The sequence below is a fragment of the Streptococcus suis genome, from assembly GCF_046032535.1.
Taxonomy (GTDB): domain Bacteria; phylum Bacillota; class Bacilli; order Lactobacillales; family Streptococcaceae; genus Streptococcus; species Streptococcus suis_AK.
Genome location: NZ_JARQPL010000004.1, coordinates 67,607 through 87,504, shown reverse-complemented (window position 1 = coordinate 87,504; position 19,898 = coordinate 67,607). Strand labels below are relative to the sequence as shown.

Sequence of the window (19,898 nt, the reverse complement as noted above, 5' to 3'; positions counted from 1 at the left end):
AGTTATCCCAGATTGCTTAGTAAAAGGAGCAGGGTTAAATATTTAAAGGAGAGGAGTTTATACATGACAAGTATATTGGAATTAAAAGAAGGTTTGGAACAGCAACTCCGTCAGGAAAGCTATAAGGCCAATCTAGGCAGAGGTGAGAATCCAGAATTCCCTCTCTACCTATTGTTTTTGGGTGAAGGACTTGAAAATCGCTATGAATCTGTCCGCCAGGACCTATTGACAGTGTGGCCAGCCTTTCGTGAGGAGCTACATTTCTTGCAGATAAAGATTGAGGGGGAGGGCTATAGTTATTATCATTATGTCAATGGTGAGATGTTGTCAATCTCCAAAACTGAATTACGAGACTTGATTGGCTCATCTTTTGATACTCGTCAAGCCCACTTTTCGAGTTTTAACAATCTCTTACTCTATGTCTTTTTAGAAACAAGGCAATTACACAATTTCTCTGAGTTTCAAACATGGATGCACATTATGGGGGAGGTAAAGAATGATTTTCGTTTTGTTGTTAGCAATCAATTAACGACATCTTTATTTTTGCTTACAGAACCCATTCATCAACCAACTCAATTGACCAACTCCATTCGGAATGAATTGGTTGCCTACGTTGACAACCAGCCAAGCTTAGTAGATTTTTCATCTGTTTATCTGCTCAGTAATGTCTGTGATAATGGGACCATCATAACGGATCTACTTCAGATTTATAGTGCACTATCTTCTTTGATTGTTTTTACCAATAGTCAACTAGGAATTTCCCAAATTACTCAGCGAAAAGTAAAAACCTTGTCTCATCTCAAATTAGAGAAGCCGTTTGCAGCTATTGCCCAGTCAATTCTTGTTTCGTTCTTAGAATTGGTTAGTCCGGTATGGAAAAAACTTAAAACGGATGGAAACTTAGATTGGGCGGAATTATTTGGCTTACAGAAGGGGGCCTTCCGTCATATAGAAAATCAAATAGGCTCAATTAGCAATCTGTTACCAACTCCTGAGCAACTGGAATACTTTCCAAGGATGGATGTCGAAGATTACGATCCTCTGAGTCGTTTTACGGCAAGGGAGTTTGAAAGCCTCTGTATGGGTTCAGGCCGTGCCTATATAGAGGAGCTTATTGTTGACAAACTTGGAAAAGACCAACTTGAAGCTTACGGACAATCCTACTATAAGGAACATTATCCAACTTTAACTAGTCAGCAGTTGTTAGCGTTCAGTAGAATGATGGATCCTACTCTTGTTCATCAGGAGCTCGAGAAGGAGATTATTAAGCCGAGTATGGATCTGGATATTTTGACTTATTTACAGAATTTATTCTGGTATCAACTTTCCAATTCTACCTTAGTTAAAACTCAAGTTATAGATGCTCTCACTTCTTGGACTGATCAGATATTGCAGTTTCAGGAGGAGTTCGATACTCTGTTGAATAGCCAATACCAGCTACATGCTGTAAAGGATTTGGATGTTGAACAGTATTATAAAAAACTAGTAGAAAATGATTGGTCTAGAAATAGCGAAGATAATAATGCAGGCTTCAGAAAAGTGAAAAGCATGGAAGAGTATCTAGCCTTTATGCAGTCATTTATATCATGTCTTTTCAGCAACAATGAGATATTCATAAAATCCTTCGAAGAGGAATTGGCTAGTCGTTGGCAGGATAGGCCGGACTATCAAATCGCAGATGTTCATAATAGTGTCTACCAACAATTTGGTAATCAGGTTACTCCTATTATGATGTCAGGGGCGGCAGGTACTTATCAAATGGCTTGTTCAGCCCTCTTGATGAAGGAAGATACAGCGGTTGCCAACTATCTTAAAGAACAGTTCACTAATAGCAAAACATACTATAATACTGGTGACGGTAGTAGTATCGTATCGATGATAATCTATAATGTGGAAAACTACCACTTGATCGCAGGGGAGGAAGATTATGTATAGACTTCATAACTATCATGCCCATTATGATGTTCGTGATTTGACCTATCATGCCCATCAGCATCGTTTGAGTTGGTCTTCTAGACAGGGGTTAGATGTTTTCATTATCAAGGCGCAGTTTGGTTTGAATATTGCAGGGCAACTAGATTCAATTTTTACCTTGTTAGATCAAATGAATTTTGATTTTAACAAGGCTGACTTTCAGGAGGTTATGTCTGGCTATGCTATCAGAGCAGTTACATCTGCACAAAATGCCTTAGCTCAGGGCTGTAATATCACGCCATCTGCAAGTTCTTATATGGTTTTGGCTTATGAGAAATCTGACGAAGATATAGCAGTTTATCGTCCCTTTGAGATGAATGCTAATCGCTTAGGGAGTGCTCGAGTGGATGTGCGTTCAGTCTTGAGGGTATCTTCTCAACGTGTAATTAAAACGTCCAAATCATTTTTTCTTTTTAATAAGTCGGAAGAAACTGATTACTTTGAAATCTGTTTGAAAAATGAATCAGATATCAGCCATTACCTGGGCCAATTGTATTATATGGTGAACACTATCAAGATTCCTCTAGGAGCTAAGATTTTAGAAAAGGGTATGTTTTGTGTGAAATCGGATAGTCGACCGGAGATACTGACAGATAATCCTGGTATAGAAATTGAAATGAGTGAGAAGTAGGTGAAGAGATAATGAAATTTAAATGTCCATATTGCTTTGTGGAACTCGAAGACAATGAGGTTTTATTTCGATTAAATGATGAGAATATATTGAAGAAGCTCGAGAATGACTTTCTTCAATTTGAAAATCAGATTTTTGGATCCAAGGTGGACAGTAATGGTCTACAGATCCTTAGTTGGCAGCAATTTGAAGATGACTACACAGGTTCAGATAGGCAGAGTATTTTGAATAAGAAGGAAGAACTTAGCCAATGGCTTCCTAAGAGGAATGACATCTATGAAACCTGGTGGGAACGCTACGGAGGGGTCCCGCATGAGATGGATACCAAGCGGAACAATCCAATTATTGACCCTAAAGATCCGAACTATCAAGTTTTCCTTGAGAAACAAGGTCAAGACTACTATCTCCGTAATACAAGTGGTTTTTGTCAAGGTGTGCGCTTGAAAGATACCATTGACATACATCGGTCACAGTGTACAGACAGGGTTTGTCCTCATTGCCACAATCCCTTACCAGATGGTTATGGCAGTCAGTCTATTAAGATCATAGCTGTTATTGGGATTACAGCATCTGGGAAAACGGTCTATCTGTCCACTCTACTGAGTAACATGCGTTCCTTGGTTAGAAAGTGCGGATTGACAGCCTATGATAATGCTAATTTAACCGCTGATTTTGTCAGTCGTAATAGGGTTCATATTGATTCATCTATACCTCAGTCTACACCATTTAAAAGTTTTCAGCCTCCACTTTATTTTGAAGTAGACTCTCGTTTAGAAGGTAAGAGCATCCAAAAAGAGACCTTTGTTATTTATGATATTGCGGGTGAGAACTTTGAAGAATCTAACAAGGGTCAGATAGCTAATTACGTTCGCTATATCCGCCATGCAGATGGCATCATCTTCTTAGTGGATCCGATGCAAATCGAAGATATTGTTCAAGCCAATACTACAGGTGGGAAACATCGTGGTGCAGCAGAGGAAGCTATACATAGTATTCATGCTATCTTATCTGAAAATAATCCTGGACAGATGGTTGAGACCAATATTGCAGTTTGTCTTCCTAAATCTGACATGTCAGTGGTGCAGGACATGTTTGCACAAGACGTACCAAATGGCGACTTGATCCGTGCACTGAATAAGGATGTTCAGCCCATCAAAGACAACAAAGGGATTAATCAGGCATTATTTAATGCAGTAGACTACAATAAGATATCTGAGGGCTTGACTGCGGTAATGAACAATCGTGCTGATGGACTTCACCAATACATGTATGGCAATTTCATCAACTTTAATTATTTCGCCTTTACTGCCTTGGGGTGTGATGTTGAGGTTCGTGAGGATGGAAAACAATACCCAGCTTCTATCGTCCAACCAAGACGGATTGTTGAACCCTTGCTTTGGTTATTCTATAGATTTGGCTATATCGGCAGCAATGAGAATGTGTTTAGTCCAGCCAGGGTCTTTGTTTCCTGTCCTGTCTGTGGAAAAGATGATACGGAAGAAAAAGTTGAAGTGATTCCTGCTAAGGGAATTTTGGCAAAAGTATTAAGAAAGGTTGAAGAAGTCAACTATAAGTGTAATACATGTCAGCACCAATGGTACCACGTTGACTAGTTGGAGGGAATATGAGTAATTATCAAGAGCTGTGTTATACCAATGTGACTAAGATGGAATCTGGTCAGATTAAGACTGGATGGGATGCCCTTTTAATCGAAGGAGCAGATGCCTCTACTATCTATGAAGAAGCCAAAAGTATGATGGCTGTTCACTCCAGAATGTCCGGGGGAATGGTGGATGATGATGGAAAACCTCTGCACTTACTTGAGATAGAATCAAGGTCTGAAAGATTCTACATAACTAGCTATCAGTATGGGTCTAAGGATTATCATGGTCGTGAAAATATGTTCGCTCATACCTATTCCTGGGGATGGAATGATGTTGATATGCTAGATGCGACGAATATCATTTCAAGTATTGCCAAAGAATCTTTCTATCGAGCAGAGGAAGAACTATCTACCCATAAAAGACCCGTTTTTTATCAAGGAATAACACTTGAATCATCCATTTCTACATTAGGGATGTCAAGAGAACAGGTGGAGACTTTTCTTTATTCTGTTTATTTACGACTGTCATCGCGCCGTTATAATGAGCCTCTATATATACAGTATGAGCAGAAAGAAGAAATTCCTTTTATCCAATATCTGATTTACTCTCTTCTACCATTTAGTTTAAGGAAGCAGATTTCAATAGCGCAAACTCCTTCTTGTAATACGACAAATAAAAAATTTGTCTTTACAAGACAAGTCCATGATAAAAAACATTATCTTAATCCCAAGACTGGTGAAACTAATTTTGTCACTGAACATCAAAAAAATTTTTATCGTCGCTTGACATGGATCTCTTATGTTCTAGAGAATTATAATAGTCAAGGGCTGATGGATTACTTTAGAGAATTGAACAGAATGATGGCGTCTACTTATTCCGAAGACTGCGAGATTGAGTCTCAGTTAGAAGTTGCTCATCAATTTCTGATAAAAAAGAATCTAGGTGACTATACTAATGAACAGTTGTCTGCCTATCTGTATCATGTACTAAACTTTACCAATCAGGCTAGGGTGTTACAAGAACATTTACAGCAACCCTTTGATGAATTCCTTCGCCGAGGAATGACTATTGGGAAATCCAGTGAAAAAAGATTGTTTTGGTTAGAGAGAGTAACAGATGGAACTGTAGCGACCTCTATTAGAACTTATCTATTACAAGTATTGTCAAATCTCCCTGAAGACGAAGCAATCTCCTACCTCATTGATATGGATGAAGAACAGAGAGAGCGTTTTATTGTTCATCTAAGTAGAGATGCTACCAAAGCGTCTCTTCTAGATGCCTATCTCTGTCAGTTATTTATTCATATAAATGCAGAAAATCCGCAAGAAATTATTGCCTTCTTAGAAGTAAACAAACAATACCTTCTATCCTCGCCAAAGCTTAGAAAAATGATAAAAGATGCAGCGTGGAGAAATTATCTGAATAATATTTCTCGTTTAGAAACGACTATCCGAAGTTATAAAATTTATGTAAAAACTATTGAATGTGTTAAAAGTGGAAATCCTAACGAATTTGCCGCATGTCAAGAAATGGCTAAGGAAGAATTCTGGCATAGACTTGATGTGAATAGCTTTAATGATTCGCAAATTTTGAGAGAAATTGCGAGAGAATTGGAAGTTAAGTCGCCTAAGTGGGAATTCTATCGCTCTCGTTTCCAACTGATTGATCATGTTAATACTCGATCTACTTTTAAAGAAGTTGTTGAGGAATTGGTTCACTTCTTGTCGAATCACCATATTCTTAGAGAAATAGAATTGAACCAAAAAGATGCTTTACATATCGCACTAAATGATCTTCAGACAACTAGTATTGAAGATAAGGAATGGATAAGGTTGGTGTTCTCTGCTACTGATATTGAACTGATGGATATTCTTTTAAAGATCAGGGATAGACTGTATGCTAAAGAATTTGATGAGTTGATTGATGAAGGGCTTCTGTTGGATGAAAAATTTGCTTATTCATCTGAATATAGAGAATTGAAAGTAGACTTGGCCAATACTATTGTTAGAAAACTTAACGATTTTAGCAATCGTATCCAAATACCATTTGACGTATGGTTATTTGTAGCGGCTTATTTACAGGACGATCCTTTGTTTTTAGATGCTTTGGGAGCGGAAACTCTTAGTCAAAATCTAGAGGAGGATTTTGCTATAAGTCGACTGAGAGACGAAAAAGTCGTTCGTCGCTTTGTGGAGAAGTATATCGACAGTAAGGGAAATTACAAGAAGTATTTTAAAGCCGTTTTGAAAGATAAGAAGAAACCGAAAGACTTGTCAGATTCTCCGAAAAAGGAAGGCAAGGGACTTCTAGATCGCATCTTTGGTAGAGGTAAGAAGTAAAATGAGAAATTATCACTTTTTTATGAAAACTGAATCCAATAAAAATGTTTTTAGAAGTGCTATTTTTGGTAGGGGGCTCTATCAGTGGCTTAAAGGGGAAACTGTTCTTTATCCCTATGATGAAAATTTAGAGCTACCAGTTTTGACCAATATTCTTACTGGAGAGCGGTTTTATATTCGTTTTTTTCAGGGAAGCTACATGAAGGTGTTGCGATTAAAGTACTACATACAGCATCCTAATACAACAGGTCAGATGGTTTTTCCAGTGGACATTGTTGATATACCTTATGATGGGGAAGATATCAAAGTCTACAAGGATTCAAGGTTAAATTACCACTATGAGGATAGTAATTTTAATATTGAAAATGATAATAATTTATACGGTATCGTTTTTCCATTAGAACACTTACATGGAAGAAAGCGTCAAACCTTAAAGAGCTGGCTTCAGGAGAAAAAGTTCGTGGCTAGCAATAGTGGAATCTACTTGAATGGTTGGACGAACCCGGAGCTAAGGCAAGTTATTCTACATCTATTGAGTTCAGTCATTGCACTGAATCTATCAGGTTATCTTTTAGGGGATATTCATCTATCTCGAATTTTATTAGACGATGAGCTGAATGTTCAATTTGAATTTACTGATTTACTCTATATGAATGATGAGATGGAAAATAGTGGAGAGTTTGTAGAGCCTATTGCACCTAAAAAAGGAGAGTATCCTTTAGAGTTTGCTGAACCGGCCTATATTCGTGGCAGGGTAGAACGTTTAGATGTACAGAGCCAAAATTATTCTATAACAGCCCTCTTGTTCTACTTACTCTTTTCACATTATCCATACGCAGACTCCTATCGGACTATAAATGATGATGAAGAAGATTTAATTAGATACTATAGCTCAATGTATCGCTATTTTGAAAATCCTATATTTGTCTTTGAGGATAGTGAATCGACTAGGTTTGGTATTTTGGAAGATGAGCAACATGTCATTCACATGTGGGGAGAGGTTGGCAAACAGGCACAGGAAATGTTTTTATCAGCTCTGTCAAAAGCTAAGGCAGAGAGGTTGGAAGACTATTGTGCACCTAATCCGTCCATGTGGCTAGACTTTTTATCAATGGGGTAGGAGGTTGTAGATGAAGTATATTGAAGATAATTTTTTAGATATTTCTCTGTACAAGAAATCGTTAAATTCATATCTAGAATGGGTGTTTCCTAGAAAAAACGAATTGGAATCAGCTTTACAACAGATAGTAAGTGAACGTGGATTTGGTATTTTTTTGGAACCCAGTCTTTATGATGAATTAATAGCAGCTGGGGTAGATGAGATTACCGCTTCTAGTATGATTTTGCTAAGCAAGGTTGATGGATATAAGGAAATTCTTAGTGGGAATGAGATTCATCAAGTGGATATTGATCGTTTTGTTCGAAATGCAGTAGAGATGTCTGGTCTACGTCGTTCAACGATTCTCCAACTTCTTGCTGCCATATTGGCTAGTCATCAAGTGAAGAATTTTGATGCAGATCTATCCTATTATGACTTTAGGAAAGATGAATTGGAGTCCCAAGTTGCCTATGTTATACCCTATAGTTGTTATGAAAAGGAACTCCAGAGTATTTCTACAATATCAGATGCTGAAACAGCTTCGGAAGAAACTATCCGTCGTTTGAATGAATTGTCTAGTATGGGGCTTCCAAAAGCAAAAGCTTACTTAGGTTGGATAGCTGAGCATAAATTTGAGGATATGGAACTGGCTCGCGCACAATATCTGGAAGCTGCTGAAATGGGCGATAGCTTTGCCTTGGCACGACTGGGAGATTTACATTTTAAGAGTGGCCCCCTACAGGACTTACAGAAATCTCATGAATACTATACAAGCTATGGTTCCATGGAGTTGAGTGATCAGAGTCTAGAGAATTTATTAGAGATTCGAAAACAGGAAGCGAACAATAGGAAGTTGCTGTTAATGACCTTGTTTATGGCAGTGTTGATAGGATTAACGATAGTTTATGTACCGATTAGAGAATACGCTACGGCGAATCATTTTTTTCAATATTTTTCAATTGTTCTTTTGATTTTGTGTTCTGCTGGGTTTATTCTCTATTTCAAAAAGAGACCATATTGTAATTTACAGATGTTTCCGATATCAATCTTTATTATTTGGTCTTTTTACTACTTCATACAATTGTTCTTTTAGGAGGATAGGATGTTTAAGTCAATTTATCTATCAAAAGAGTTCCCTGTATACCTAATTGGTCTTTGCCTGTTTCTAGTTATACTCTTTCAAAACATGACTCTGGGAAATTTAATTTGCTTTGCCTCATTGCAATCATTCCTCTTATATACCATTTGGAACAATGAGAAGGGCTCTCAATCGGAAGGACAAGACTCAGAAGTAGAGGGAGATAGGAAGCTTGTGTATCCAAGAGTTTTGTTATCGCTATTCCTATTTTATCTAATAAGTCAAATTACAGATTTAAAATCCTCTTATTCATCTACGGCTTTTAATGAGTTTTTTGCATCGCCTAGTAACTTATCTATTGGCTTGTTAATTTTGGGTGGACTGGGGTTTGTTGTAAGTTTGATGGTTAATGTTCCAGCTCTTATTCAGTTATTAATATATAATTCTATTGGTTTAGGCGTAATCTTTCAATTATGGAGTAATTCCGATCCGAATCAGTTGGTTTTTGTTGGACAAGGGAAATTGTTTTCCGTTTTTTATGCATTGTTAGTCACCTATATTGTATATCTTTTTGAAAGATTAGGACTTAGTAATCTAAAGAAATCTCTTGGTTTGGGTAGTATTTTCCTATCACTTTCCTATCTCATGATTACTTGTTATCCATTTATTAACAGCAAGATGGAACAATATATGAATTACTTAGTGAGCACAAATTTTTCTTGGACAGTTGTTCTTTTGCTTGCTTTAGTACTTGGATTTGTCGCTTACTACTCAAATGAGGAGCTTGCTTTCTTAGAATTAATTTATTTTATCATCGGTTTGAAAATTTTTCTTACTAACTTTTTCCCTTACAATTGGGCACTATTTCTGCTCTATCTTCTTTTTGAGTTTCTGAAAGGTTTAGTTGAACGGCATAATCTATCTCTGACGGAAAAGATGACAGATGCTGGTAATCTTTTGCTTTATTTAGTTCTTGCTAATCTATTTGCAGCTGGGCAGTTGGTAAGTAGTATTCTATTTCTTTTATCTTATGCGGTCATCATTAAGTATTACAATACCTTGCTGACCTATCAGAAAAAATTGTACTTATTACTAGTTGGACTCTACCTGATCGCAAACAGTTATTATATTAGTTTGGTACTATTGTTGTTCATTGGTATGCTTATATATGACATTATAGTGGATAAAGCTCTTCTGTATAAAAAGACTATTTTGCAAATCTTGCTTCTCTTACCAGTTGTCTTAAAGAGCTTAACTTGGATCTTTTATAATGGTCAGTATCCGTACGAGTTGCTGAAGTTAGGGATTCTTATAGGAATAACATCTTTATTTATATGTATACTCAATCATCAAAGACAAAATCTCTACGGAGTATCCAGCCATTGGACTTGTTTCATACTACTTGCAAGCATGTTGTTAATCTCCAAACCTTTTACGCCTAGTGTAGTGCTGAATGCTATCCAAAAAGGGCAAGAGGTAAAAGTTACAATGAATGTAGTTGATCTTGAAGCTGAAAAAATATTAGGCACAACAGTAAAGTATATTTGGTCTGAGGAAGTAGTCATTGAACACCCTCTGGATAAAGAGGAGGAAACCATACCAGTTCAAGGGAAGCAATTGATTGTTGAAGTCAAGCAAGAAGATCAAGTTAACATTAAACGTACTTTTTGGATAAAACCAAGTGATCATGCTGTGATGTATCAGTGAGTATGTAATTGTTAGAGACCTTGTTTTTAGGTTAGTGAGGTAGATATGCTTGATGAATTAAAAATCAAAGATTTGAAGAGGTCGTTTGATTTAAAAGTCCATTCTATTTTACCTAAAAATGTAGAAATCGAGTCGGCAGGTTCAGATGTTGAGCGGTCGAATTTAGATTCATCAGAAAAGAAAGCAGTCTATTCCCATGAAGGACTCAAAACCCTTCCAGAATTGTTGGGTAGAGCTTTCTATCCTAGAGAAGTTCTGAAGGATATATATAATACGCACGAATTGCGCCACTATATAGATAAGGGATTAAAAGCAAAGCCCTTTGCTATTAAAGAAAATGGTGAGAAACGCTTTGTTCTCACTCCTGAAACTTTAGATCTAGATCAAATAGTAGATATCAAAGGTAAGAGTAATAGGGATAGACTTAAAGAAGGGAAACTACCAATTAAGGATGGACAAGTTCTTGAGGTTCATCATATAGGTCAAAAAAATGAAGGGCACTACGCTTTGTTGACTTTTGAAGAACATAGAGGGCGATATACAAAACAAATGTTACATAAACCTGGACGATCGGATGTTGAACACCACTCCATTTTTTTGAGAGATAAACGTGCTATCATAGAATTACTTGGAAGAGAAGAGGTAGATTAATGGACCAAATTGTGGAAAAATACAGAAAAATTGATACGATCGAAGAGTTTGATCCTGCTACGGAATTTCAAGTGACAGAAGCAGAGAGACGATTAGGATTGGAATTTCCAAGAGAGTATGTAATTCTTGTAAAGGAGTTCGGAGCGGTTAGTTTCTACGCAACTGAGTGGAACGGCTTTAATACGAATGCATGGATGGATGTAGTGGAATCGACTCTAGATGCAAGGGATACCTATGTTGATTTTCCAAAAGATAAGTTCGTTCTAGAGTCGTTGCATGTAGACGAGTTGTTGGTTTTAGCTGATAGTGAAGGCAGAGTCTTTCTTTGGAGAGATGGAGTTGAGAAGAAGATAAGGTCAAGTATTTCAGAATATCTAGATGAATGTATATCTAGGAGGTAAGATTGTTAAAACTGATGCGCAACCACCATCTCGTATTATGTTGATGCTTCTTTTTAAAGGAGTGTATATACTGAGGTAAAAATAGTACTAAACATTTTTCATCAAACCTGTTTATATATGTTTAATTTGAACAATTTTATAGAAAAATATTGTTGTGAAAATAGAAAGTAAAGGTGAATTTTATGTCAACTGTTATTGAATCAAAAACTAAATATGGTAAATACATTGTGTTAAAAGAGGAATCTGGATTTTTAGGTGGAATTTCTTACGTCTTATATGTAGATGGAAGTGTTCATTCTCAGTCTAAAGATAAGGATTTCATGTTGAAACAGTTTTACAATTACTGATTAATATTGTAGAAAAATAACTTAAAAGGCCGTCGATTGACGGTCTTTTCGGTCATTCTATATGATTTCTGTTATAATATCACTATGAATCAATTTATCAACACTTATTTGTCTCAATTCAACGCGGAGGCGATTTTGACGGAGTTGTTGAACAAGGGGTTATCCCTGCTCTTGCTCTTTGTCGCCTTCTACATCGTCAAAAAATTCGCCAAAATGTCGGTCAAAAAGGTTCTGGTGCCCTCACTGAAAATCTCGACCCAAGACATCGGCCGGCAGAAAACCATCAGTCGTCTAGTGGACAGCATCCTCAGCTACCTGCTGTATTTCATCCTCATCTACTGCGTCTTGACCATTTTGGGTCTGCCTATTTCTAGTTTAATAGCTGGCGCGGGACTGGCGGGTGTAGTCATCGGTCTGGGAGCCCAGGGCTTTCTATCGGACTTAGTCAACGGTTTCTTTATCTTGATAGAACGTCAGTTTGACGTGGGAGATGTGGTAAAATTAACCAACGGTCCTATTACCATTTCAGGAATCATTGTCAGCATGGGAATTCGGACCACTCAGGTCAGGGATGCTGACGGGACCTTGCATTTCATTCCCAACCGAAATATTCTAGTCGTCAGCAACCAGTCGCGCGGAGATATGCGGGCTCAGATTGACATTCCACTCAAGTTTAATACTGACTTAGAAGAGGTCTATAAGGTCATCGAGGAAGTCAACTTGAGAGAGGTTAATAAGTTTGACCAGATTACAGGGGTTACAGTTCTGGGCCCCCAACAAGTTGCCTCTGGCCAATTCGTCTTCCGGGTCAATCTCATTGTTGCCCATGGTCAGCAGAGCAAGATTTATCATCAGTTTTTCGGCTTTTACCAAGAAGCCTTGCGTCAGGCAGGAATTGATTTGCCGACGACCAGCCTAGCCATCAGTAAGTAAAGTTATCAAGGAGTTACAATGGAAAAGAAAGAATTTGTCATTGAAGATGGGCAGATGTACTACCCTAAGAAGCCGCTTTACCGTCAGCCCTTGTTTTGGACTACCATCATCGGAGCGGTTATGACCTTTGTCCTAGCGGTTACCTGTTTTTTGCTTTTTATCGGTCTAAGTCTGGGAACCACTTCGGTCGATGATTATTCTACCTATGATGCTAGCTATGACTATGTTGAGTACCAGGTCGGTGAAGGGTCTGTCTTTTATGATGGCCTGTCTATGACGGTCAAAAGTATGGGGATTGATGACCAGGTGGAGCTAGTGGACACTTATTACAGCCATGCCTACGTGGTCGAGTTGGAGCTGGAAAATACGACTTCTGAGGATGTCTTCTTTGATGAATACTACTGTAGTTTGATTGACCCAACCACAGAAATTCCCTTTACACTGGATCTTCGGACCTATGATGTCAACCTCCTAGAAAAACTCAAACCAGGTGAGAAGATGACTGTCAAATTGATTTATGGTGTGGAAGATGAAACCAATTTTGCCTTTATTTATGAAGATGCCATGTGGTCAGAATTGATCACCCAAGGCTTATAATGTTACATACTCAGGCCGTTGGTCTGGGTATTTTTTCGTCTTGATATCGTCATTTAGTTTATCTTTTATTACGTCGACGAATGAGGGAATAAGTTTCCTTATCTCCAACCTCCAACCTCACTTTTGCATTTCAAGGCTCGGGTACCTATGGTCGCTTCCTAGTTTCTAGGCGACCAGCTGAAACAGTTCCCCGAGCTATTTCACTCCCCAAACTGTTTCAGTCCCACCCCCGCACAGCTCCAAAGGTTTGGGAAACCTTTGGAGGTTGGAAATAGAGCGAACAAAGTTCGCATCATTCGTATGGGTCAGATTTGGAGTGTATAACACGAACAAATCTGCCAATCAACCCCTGCGCTGAGATGTTGACACGAATTCTGAAAATTGAGCCTGGACTTGAGCCCAGGCTCAATGAATGATGCCTGTTTTGGTAAGAAAAACCTCCAAACTGGCACGTCAGCTTGGAGGCGGTTAGAGTGTATTCACCTTGGGGATTTCCCGAAAAGGAAGGATGCACCAGTGTGTGAATACACCCTAAGTATAAAGCTATTTTCTGAAAGTAAGCTTATATCGTCATTTAGTTTATCTTTTATTACGTCGACTAATGAGGGAACTGAGTTCCCTTATCTCCAATCTCCAACAGTCTCCCAGACTGTTGGAGCTCGTCTTGCCGTACTTTAGTACAGCCTGCGACTTTTGACACGAACTTCGTTCGCAATATCTCCAACCTTCAACAACCTATTCCTAGGTTGTTGAAGCGAGTACTAAAAGCAAACTAAAAGACTATAGTAAGGCTTACACGATACCTTGTGCGATCATAGCGTCAGCGATTTGTTCGAAGGCTGCGATGTTAGCACCAGCAAGGTAGTCTTTGCCGAGGTCATATTTCTCAGCAGTTTCTTTGGCAGTGTTGAAGATGTTAGCCATGATGTCTTTGAGGCGGCCGTCCACTTCTTCGCGAGTCCATGACAGGCGGAGGCTGTTTTGGCTCATTTCAAGGGCAGATACGGCTACACCACCAGCGTTGGCAGCTTTTGCCAAACCGTAAAGAACGCCGTTTTCTTTATAAACTTTGATAGCATCAAGGTCAGATGGCATGTTGGCACCTTCAGCCACACAGTAAACGCCATTTTTCACAAGGGCAGCAGCTTGCTCGCCGTTGATTTCGTTTTGAGTCGCACATGGAAGGGCAATGTCAGCCTTGCCATCGTAGTTCCATACAGAACCTTCGAAGTACTTAGCAGTTGCTTTTTCTGCAGCGTATTCTGTCAAACGAGCACGGCGTTTTTCTTTGATGTCCACCAAGAGGTCGAAGTCGATACCAGTTTCGTCAATGATATAACCATTTGAGTCTGAAACAGAAATAACTTTTGCACCAAGTTCAGTCGCTTTTTGAACGGCATACTGGGCAACGTTACCAGAACCAGAGATAAGGACAGTTTGGTCTTTGAAGGATTTACCGTTTGCTGCCAACATGTTATCAGTGAAGTAAACCAAACCGTAACCAGTTGCTTCTGGGCGAATCAATGAACCACCGAAGCCAAGAGGTTTACCAGTCAAGACACCTGCATCAAACTGGCGGAGGCGTTTGTATTGACCGTACATATAACCAATCTCGCGACCACCGACACCGATGTCACCAGCAGGGACGTCAAGTGAAGGTCCGATGTGTTTTTGCAATTCAGTCATGAAGCTTTGGCAGAAGCGCATGATTTCAGCATCAGTTTTTCCTTTTGGATCAAAGTCTGAACCACCTTTACCACCGCCGATTGGAAGACCAGTCAAGACGTTTTTGAAGATTTGTTCAAAACCGAGGAACTTCAAGATGGATTGGTTTACAGTTGGGTGGAAGCGAAGACCGCCTTTATAAGGACCTACAGCTGAGTTGAACTGAACACGGTAGCCACGGTTGACTTGAACATTTCCATCTTTATCTGTCCATGGAACACGGAAGCTGATGATACGCTCAGGCTCAACAATACGGGCCAAGATGTTTTCTTTGATGTATTCTGGGTGTGCTTCAAAAACAGGCTCAAGTGTAGAGAAGAGCTCTTCTACAGCTTGGAGGAATTCTGTTTCATGTGGGTTGCGGGCTTTGACTGCTTCAAAAGAAGCTTGGATGTAAGCTTTGGCATTTGACATAGGGTCACCTGATTTCTTTTTTATTTATTAAATTGTCTGACAATTTAATTTATCTGATAATTATTATAGCACCATGATTTTTAAATGTAAAGAAGAAAATGTAAGAATTTTAAAAAAAATTAATAAATTTTTATTGCAAAATCCGAACCTTAGTAGTAAATGAAGAAAATCCGTTTGTTTCTTATGATATAATCAAGAAAGAATGACCTATATGGAGGATAATATGGTTTCAACAGCAACGACACTCGGTGGATTTACCTTTGATAATTGTTTGATGAATGCGGCAGGGGTTTGGTGCATGACCAAGGAAGAATTGGATGCGGTTAAGAACTCGAAAGCGGGTACTTTTGTAACAAAAACAGCAACCTTGGACTACCGCGCGGGTAATCCAGAACCACGTTATCAGAATGTTCCGCTTGGTTCTATCAATTCGATGGGCTTGCCAAATCAGGGCTTGGCTTACTATTTGGATTATCTACTAGAATTGCAGGAAACGGAGCCAGAACGCACATTTGTTTTATCTTTAGTTGGAATGTCGCCTGATGAAACTCACGAGATTTTGAGAACTGTAGAAGCCAGTGATTTTAAGGGGTTGACAGAGTTAAATCTTTCTTGTCCCAATGTCCCTGGAAAACCGCAGATTGCCTATGATTTTGAAACGACAGAAACCATCTTGCAGGAAGTCTTCACTTACTTTACCAAACCACTCGGTATTAAGTTACCACCTTATTTCGATATTGTGCATTTTGACCAGGCAGCCGCCATCTTCAATCAATTCCCGCTCAAGTTTGTCAACTGTGTCAACTCTATTGGAAATGGTCTATATATTGAAGACGAGCAGGTGGTCATTAAGCCTAAAAATGGTTTTGGGGGTATAGGCGGTGAATATATCAAACCGACAGCTTTGGCAAATGTCCATGCCTTCTACCAACGCTTGAATCCTGAAATTCAGATTGTCGGAACAGGTGGCATTTTGACCGGTCGTGATGCCTTCGAACACATTCTCTGTGGAGCCAGCATGGTTCAAGTTGGAACAACCCTGCAAAAGGAAGGTGTGGCAGCCTTTGAACGCATTACGGCTGAATTGCAGGCCATTATGGCTGAAAAAGGCTACGAGACCATTGAAGATTTTCGTGGCAAGCTACAGCACTTAGATGATTAAAATCATCTGTTGAAGACATAAAAAGAAGCTAACATTGTACCGTTCGCCCAGATAGTCTTTTAGGGAGTCGCGAGGGGATAATGTTAGCTCTTTTTAAATGGTCTGTGAAGATCGGTTTGATAATCGTTTGAGGAATGGAATACATAGTCAGAAACATATATTTGTGAGATGGAATTCTGATTTTATTTAGATTTTTTAGCAAAAATGTCGTATACTAATATTAGAACCTCTATTTATAAGTGATGTACTTTTATGGAAGAAATATTTTTTTGAGGGACTACTGACTGTATTTTGAACAAAGGTTCTTAAGTAGGGAGTATGAGGGGATAGGTATGGAGAAAAGAGCGAACTATATTCGCAGAAAACGATATGCGTCCTATCGGACAAAGCTGCATTTGTTTTTTATCTGTGGCTTAGCGACTATTATCTTGGTGATTATTATTGTAAGCGAGCACCTAGTTCCTAGGCTGAATCAGCCCTCAGAATCAATGCACTCAGATAATTCTGTTCGCATCATGGCTCATGGGGATTTGCTCTATCACTTGCCTATTCTTCGAGGAGCAGAACAGCCAGATGGAAGTTACGATTTTTCTGAGAATTTTACCTACGTAAAGCCCTGGATAGAACAGGCTGATTTCGCTATCGCAGACTTTGAAGGGACCATTTCCCCAGATGTCGAGTTAGCAGGTTACCCACTTTTTAATGCGCCTGCCATTGTCGCCAACAATATCCATGATGCAGGCTACGATTTGGTGGACTTAGCCCATAATCATATCTTGGACTCACATCTATCAGGGCTGATTTCCACTGTCAATACATTTAGAGATGCAGGTGTGGATACAGTCGGTGTCTACGCCGAAGGCAATCGGGCAACTGCACCACTCTACATTCGAGAAGTCAATGGTATCCGTATAGCTGTCCTAGCCTATGCTTACGGTTTCAACGGGATGGAGGCTTTGCTGAGTCAGGAGGAATATGATGCCTATTTATCGGATTTTGATAAAGAAAAGATGCGGGCAGAGATTGAGCGAGCTGAGAAAGAGGCGGATATTACCATCGTCATGCCTCAGACGGGTGTGGAATACCAGTTGGAGCCTACGGAGGAACAGACCAGTTTGTACCATCAAATGATTGATTGGGGAGCAGACATCGTTCTTGGTGGGCATCCGCATGTAGTCGAGCCCGCAGAGATTATTGAAAAAGATGGCCAGAGAAAATTGATTATCTATTCGATGGGGAATTTCCTGTCCAATCAGCGTATTGAGAGTATGGATGATACACCAAATTCCCAATGGACCGAGCGGGGTGTCTTGATGGATATAAGGATTCAAAAAGAGAATGGGCAGACAAGTATTCAAACTGCTCAAGCCCATCCAACCTGGGTGAATCGTATCTCTCAGGGAATGTATTCACTGGATGGTTATGAGCGTTTTAGCTATCAGACTTATGTATTGGAAGACTGGGTCGCTGGTGGTCGATACTATGGACAATTGGATCTAGATACACAGGCGCGTGTGGATGCAGCCTATCAAGAAATGAAAGACTTTGTCAATTTGGTATGGTGAGGAGAGAGAAGATGACAGTTCGATTAATCGCAACAGACATGGATGGGACCTTTTTAGATGGTCAGGGGAGTTTTGATAGAGAGCGATTTTCACGGGTTTTGGATCAACTAGATCAGAAAAAGATTCCTTTTGTTATCGCTAGTGGTAATGGAATAGGTAGATTACTTCAGTTATTCCAAGGATTTGAAGACAGATTAATCTTTGTAGCAGATAATGGTGCCCATGTCTATCAGGCTGGCAAAACCATCATTCAGCGAACCATTCAGCAAGAAGAAACCAAAGCCATATTAGAATTTTTCAAAGGGCGTTGGGCAGATGTGTGTTTGATGTTGTCGAATGAAGAAAACATTTATATGCAGGCTGGGGCAGGGATGCCATTTGCAGGGACGGATTTGCCCATTGAACCCGAACAAATGACTGCCTTCCAAAATCGTGTGATCTACCTAGACGACCTCAGTGCCTATCCAGTTTCAGATTCGATATACAAGGTTGGTCTTTGGGTTCCGGAAGCGCGTGTAGAATCGATAACGGAAGAGTTTAACCAGGCTTTTCAAGGTCAGCTGGTTGCAGTCACCAGTGGCTATGGCTCTATTGATATATTGCCAGAAGGGATTCATAAGGCATGGGGATTGGAACAGGTTTTGAAGGATCTGGTAATACAACCTGATCAAGTCATGGCCTTCGGTGATTCAGACAATGATATTGAGTTATTGTCCTATGTTGGGTATTCCTATGCCATGGAAAATGCGACAGACAAGGTCAAGGCAGTTGCCAAATACATGGCTCCAAGCCATTTGGAAGCAGGTGTGCTTCAGGTCATTGAAGAATATATTTTATAAGTATATAGAAAAAAGCTAGTGCTCTCAATCCAGAGAATGCTAGCTTTTTTTAATTTCCAACACTGGTGAATTTGGTCATACCATAGCGAAAGAGTTTGTAATTGATGGTAAATAAGACTAGGACAACCAGTGGCAGAGCCAGTCCCCACATAGACAAGTCTAAGAAGTAGAGGGCTGGGAAATAGGCTGTAAAAGCATAAGGGAAAACAAATATCAGCAGGATTTGAATGATTTTTGGATAGATATTGAGTGGGTATTGAGCCATCTGATTGAGGGCGAAAATTCCCATAGTCAAAGGAAATGATTCCACAATCCAAAATGCTAGAGCGGTTGGACCGAGTTGAATGGCTGCATAGAGTAGCCCGATACAAATGGCAATAAAGATTAGTAAGGCTAGTTTTCCAAGACTCCATTCCATACCCAGTTCCTTGGAAGCCTGGGCTAGTGCAAGGGAACCGATAAGCGTTGTTCCGATTCCTTGTGGCTGGATTCGTTCGCAAATTAGCTGAAAAAGAGGATTGACAGGCATGAGGAGGAGGCGTTCAAATTCGCCTTGTCGGATATAGCGACTGCCAAACATCCAGAGATTATCAAAGAAAATCAAGTGAATGGAGCGTCCGACGGTGGCTATTCCATAGATGAAAAGCATTTGACCGTAGTTGAAACCAGCGATTTCCTTGATATTTCCAAAGAGGATGTTGAGGAAAATCAGGTAGACAATTTGTTCAATCAAAGAGGAGAAAAGCCCGATGAAGAAGTCCACCCGAAAGGACATCTGGGCCATCATGTAGACCTTGATGTTATATAGATAGAGGCTGATATATTTCTTCAT

Annotated in this window: 17 protein-coding genes; 15 read left to right on the top strand and 2 right to left on the bottom strand. The window is 39.4% G+C overall.

All coding sequences use genetic code 11. The features are described 5' to 3' along the window. Positions 1-63: 63 nt before the first annotated feature. From P7J58_RS02545 to P7J58_RS02490, 12 genes are all read left to right on the top strand, one after another. Entirely contained in the window at positions 64-1,935 is a 1,872-nt protein-coding gene (locus P7J58_RS02545) for a hypothetical protein (protein WP_105146265.1), read from the top strand. Beyond that, positions 1,928-2,605 (top strand): hypothetical protein, encoded by a 678-nt coding sequence (locus tag P7J58_RS02540; protein ID WP_105146264.1) that lies wholly within the window; start codon positions 1,928-1,930, stop codon positions 2,603-2,605. The genes P7J58_RS02545 and P7J58_RS02540 overlap by 8 nt, the downstream gene beginning before the upstream one ends. 11 nt (positions 2,606-2,616) lie before the next feature. Next, the gene (locus P7J58_RS02535; RefSeq protein ID WP_105146263.1) at positions 2,617-4,218 is read left to right on the top strand and encodes a TRAFAC clade GTPase domain-containing protein; all 1,602 of its coding nucleotides are present in this window, start codon (positions 2,617-2,619) and stop codon (positions 4,216-4,218) included. A gap of 11 nt (positions 4,219-4,229) precedes the next feature. Then, entirely contained in the window at positions 4,230-6,548 is a 2,319-nt protein-coding gene (locus tag P7J58_RS02530) for a hypothetical protein (RefSeq protein WP_105146262.1), read from the top strand. Between the two features lie 22 nt (positions 6,549-6,570). Further along, on the top strand, positions 6,571-7,668 hold the full coding sequence (locus P7J58_RS02525) for a hypothetical protein (RefSeq protein ID WP_153051911.1): 1,098 nt from the start codon (positions 6,571-6,573) through the stop codon (positions 7,666-7,668). Positions 7,669-7,678: 10 nt separating this feature from the next. Beyond that, positions 7,679-8,740: a hypothetical protein gene (locus tag P7J58_RS02520; RefSeq protein ID WP_105146260.1), complete on the top strand. Its 1,062-nt coding sequence runs from the start codon at positions 7,679-7,681 to the stop codon at positions 8,738-8,740. Between the two features lie 9 nt (positions 8,741-8,749). Next, positions 8,750-10,432, top strand: coding sequence for a hypothetical protein (locus P7J58_RS02515; RefSeq protein WP_105146259.1), 1,683 nt, complete (start codon positions 8,750-8,752; stop codon positions 10,430-10,432). Between the two features lie 45 nt (positions 10,433-10,477). Next, positions 10,478-11,083 carry an HNH/ENDO VII family nuclease gene (locus P7J58_RS02510; RefSeq protein ID WP_105146258.1) on the top strand — a complete coding sequence of 202 codons (606 nt, stop codon included), beginning with the start codon at positions 10,478-10,480 and terminating at the stop codon, positions 11,081-11,083. Further along, complete coding sequence (locus P7J58_RS02505) at positions 11,083-11,484, top strand: SMI1/KNR4 family protein (protein WP_105146257.1); 402 nt, start codon at positions 11,083-11,085, stop codon at positions 11,482-11,484. Before P7J58_RS02510 ends, P7J58_RS02505 begins: the two co-directional genes overlap by 1 nt. A 182-nt stretch (positions 11,485-11,666) precedes the next feature. Next, positions 11,667-11,831, top strand: a complete 165-nt coding sequence (locus P7J58_RS02500) for a hypothetical protein (protein WP_161944743.1) — start codon at positions 11,667-11,669, stop codon at positions 11,829-11,831. A gap of 84 nt (positions 11,832-11,915) precedes the next feature. After that, a complete protein-coding gene (locus tag P7J58_RS02495; RefSeq protein WP_105146288.1) occupies positions 11,916-12,764 on the top strand; it encodes a mechanosensitive ion channel family protein in 849 nt (282 codons plus the stop codon). Positions 12,765-12,782: 18 nt separating this feature from the next. Then, positions 12,783-13,361: a DUF4352 domain-containing protein gene (locus tag P7J58_RS02490; protein ID WP_105146256.1), complete on the top strand. Its 579-nt coding sequence runs from the start codon at positions 12,783-12,785 to the stop codon at positions 13,359-13,361. Between the two features lie 792 nt (positions 13,362-14,153). Here P7J58_RS02490 and gdhA read toward each other — a convergent pair. Next, positions 14,154-15,500 carry an NADP-specific glutamate dehydrogenase gene (gdhA, locus tag P7J58_RS02485; protein ID WP_408555546.1) on the bottom strand — a complete coding sequence of 449 codons (1,347 nt, stop codon included), beginning with the start codon at positions 15,498-15,500 and terminating at the stop codon, positions 14,154-14,156. Positions 15,501-15,723: 223 nt separating this feature from the next. Between gdhA and P7J58_RS02480 the strand changes: the two genes are divergently transcribed. From P7J58_RS02480 to P7J58_RS02470, 3 genes are all read left to right on the top strand, one after another. Then, the gene (locus P7J58_RS02480) at positions 15,724-16,662 is read left to right on the top strand and encodes a dihydroorotate oxidase (RefSeq protein WP_104929950.1); all 939 of its coding nucleotides are present in this window, start codon (positions 15,724-15,726) and stop codon (positions 16,660-16,662) included. 332 nt (positions 16,663-16,994) lie between these two features. Then, positions 16,995-18,227, top strand: coding sequence for a CapA family protein (locus tag P7J58_RS02475; protein ID WP_105146254.1), 1,233 nt, complete (start codon positions 16,995-16,997; stop codon positions 18,225-18,227). An 11-nt stretch (positions 18,228-18,238) separates the two neighbouring features. After that, positions 18,239-19,066 carry a Cof-type HAD-IIB family hydrolase gene (locus tag P7J58_RS02470; protein ID WP_105146253.1) on the top strand — a complete coding sequence of 276 codons (828 nt, stop codon included), beginning with the start codon at positions 18,239-18,241 and terminating at the stop codon, positions 19,064-19,066. A gap of 49 nt (positions 19,067-19,115) precedes the next feature. Here P7J58_RS02470 and P7J58_RS02465 read toward each other — a convergent pair whose 3' ends face one another. Beyond that, the gene (locus P7J58_RS02465) at positions 19,116-19,898 is read right to left on the bottom strand and encodes an ABC transporter permease (protein ID WP_024402009.1); all 783 of its coding nucleotides are present in this window, start codon (positions 19,896-19,898) and stop codon (positions 19,116-19,118) included.

Coding starts and splice junctions, on each gene's coding strand:
- P7J58_RS02520 (WP_105146260.1), top strand. CDS start 7,679: ATGAAGTATATTGAAGATAATTTTTTAGATATTTCTCTGTACAAGAAA.
- P7J58_RS02470 (WP_105146253.1), top strand. CDS start 18,239: ATGACAGTTCGATTAATCGCAACAGACATGGATGGGACCTTTTTAGAT.
- P7J58_RS02545 (WP_105146265.1), top strand. CDS start 64: ATGACAAGTATATTGGAATTAAAAGAAGGTTTGGAACAGCAACTCCGT.
- gdhA (WP_408555546.1), bottom strand. CDS start 15,500: ATGTCAAATGCCAAAGCTTACATCCAAGCTTCTTTTGAAGCAGTCAAA.
- P7J58_RS02480 (WP_104929950.1), top strand. CDS start 15,724: ATGGTTTCAACAGCAACGACACTCGGTGGATTTACCTTTGATAATTGT.
- P7J58_RS02465 (WP_024402009.1), bottom strand. CDS start 19,898: ATGAAGAAATATATCAGCCTCTATCTATATAACATCAAGGTCTACATG.
- P7J58_RS02525 (WP_153051911.1), top strand. CDS start 6,571: ATGAAAACTGAATCCAATAAAAATGTTTTTAGAAGTGCTATTTTTGGT.
- P7J58_RS02510 (WP_105146258.1), top strand. CDS start 10,478: ATGCTTGATGAATTAAAAATCAAAGATTTGAAGAGGTCGTTTGATTTA.
- P7J58_RS02535 (WP_105146263.1), top strand. CDS start 2,617: ATGAAATTTAAATGTCCATATTGCTTTGTGGAACTCGAAGACAATGAG.
- P7J58_RS02530 (WP_105146262.1), top strand. CDS start 4,230: ATGAGTAATTATCAAGAGCTGTGTTATACCAATGTGACTAAGATGGAA.
- P7J58_RS02515 (WP_105146259.1), top strand. CDS start 8,750: ATGTTTAAGTCAATTTATCTATCAAAAGAGTTCCCTGTATACCTAATT.
- P7J58_RS02540 (WP_105146264.1), top strand. CDS start 1,928: ATGTATAGACTTCATAACTATCATGCCCATTATGATGTTCGTGATTTG.
- P7J58_RS02505 (WP_105146257.1), top strand. CDS start 11,083: ATGGACCAAATTGTGGAAAAATACAGAAAAATTGATACGATCGAAGAG.
- P7J58_RS02495 (WP_105146288.1), top strand. CDS start 11,916: ATGAATCAATTTATCAACACTTATTTGTCTCAATTCAACGCGGAGGCG.
- P7J58_RS02500 (WP_161944743.1), top strand. CDS start 11,667: ATGTCAACTGTTATTGAATCAAAAACTAAATATGGTAAATACATTGTG.
- P7J58_RS02490 (WP_105146256.1), top strand. CDS start 12,783: ATGGAAAAGAAAGAATTTGTCATTGAAGATGGGCAGATGTACTACCCT.
- P7J58_RS02475 (WP_105146254.1), top strand. CDS start 16,995: ATGGAGAAAAGAGCGAACTATATTCGCAGAAAACGATATGCGTCCTAT.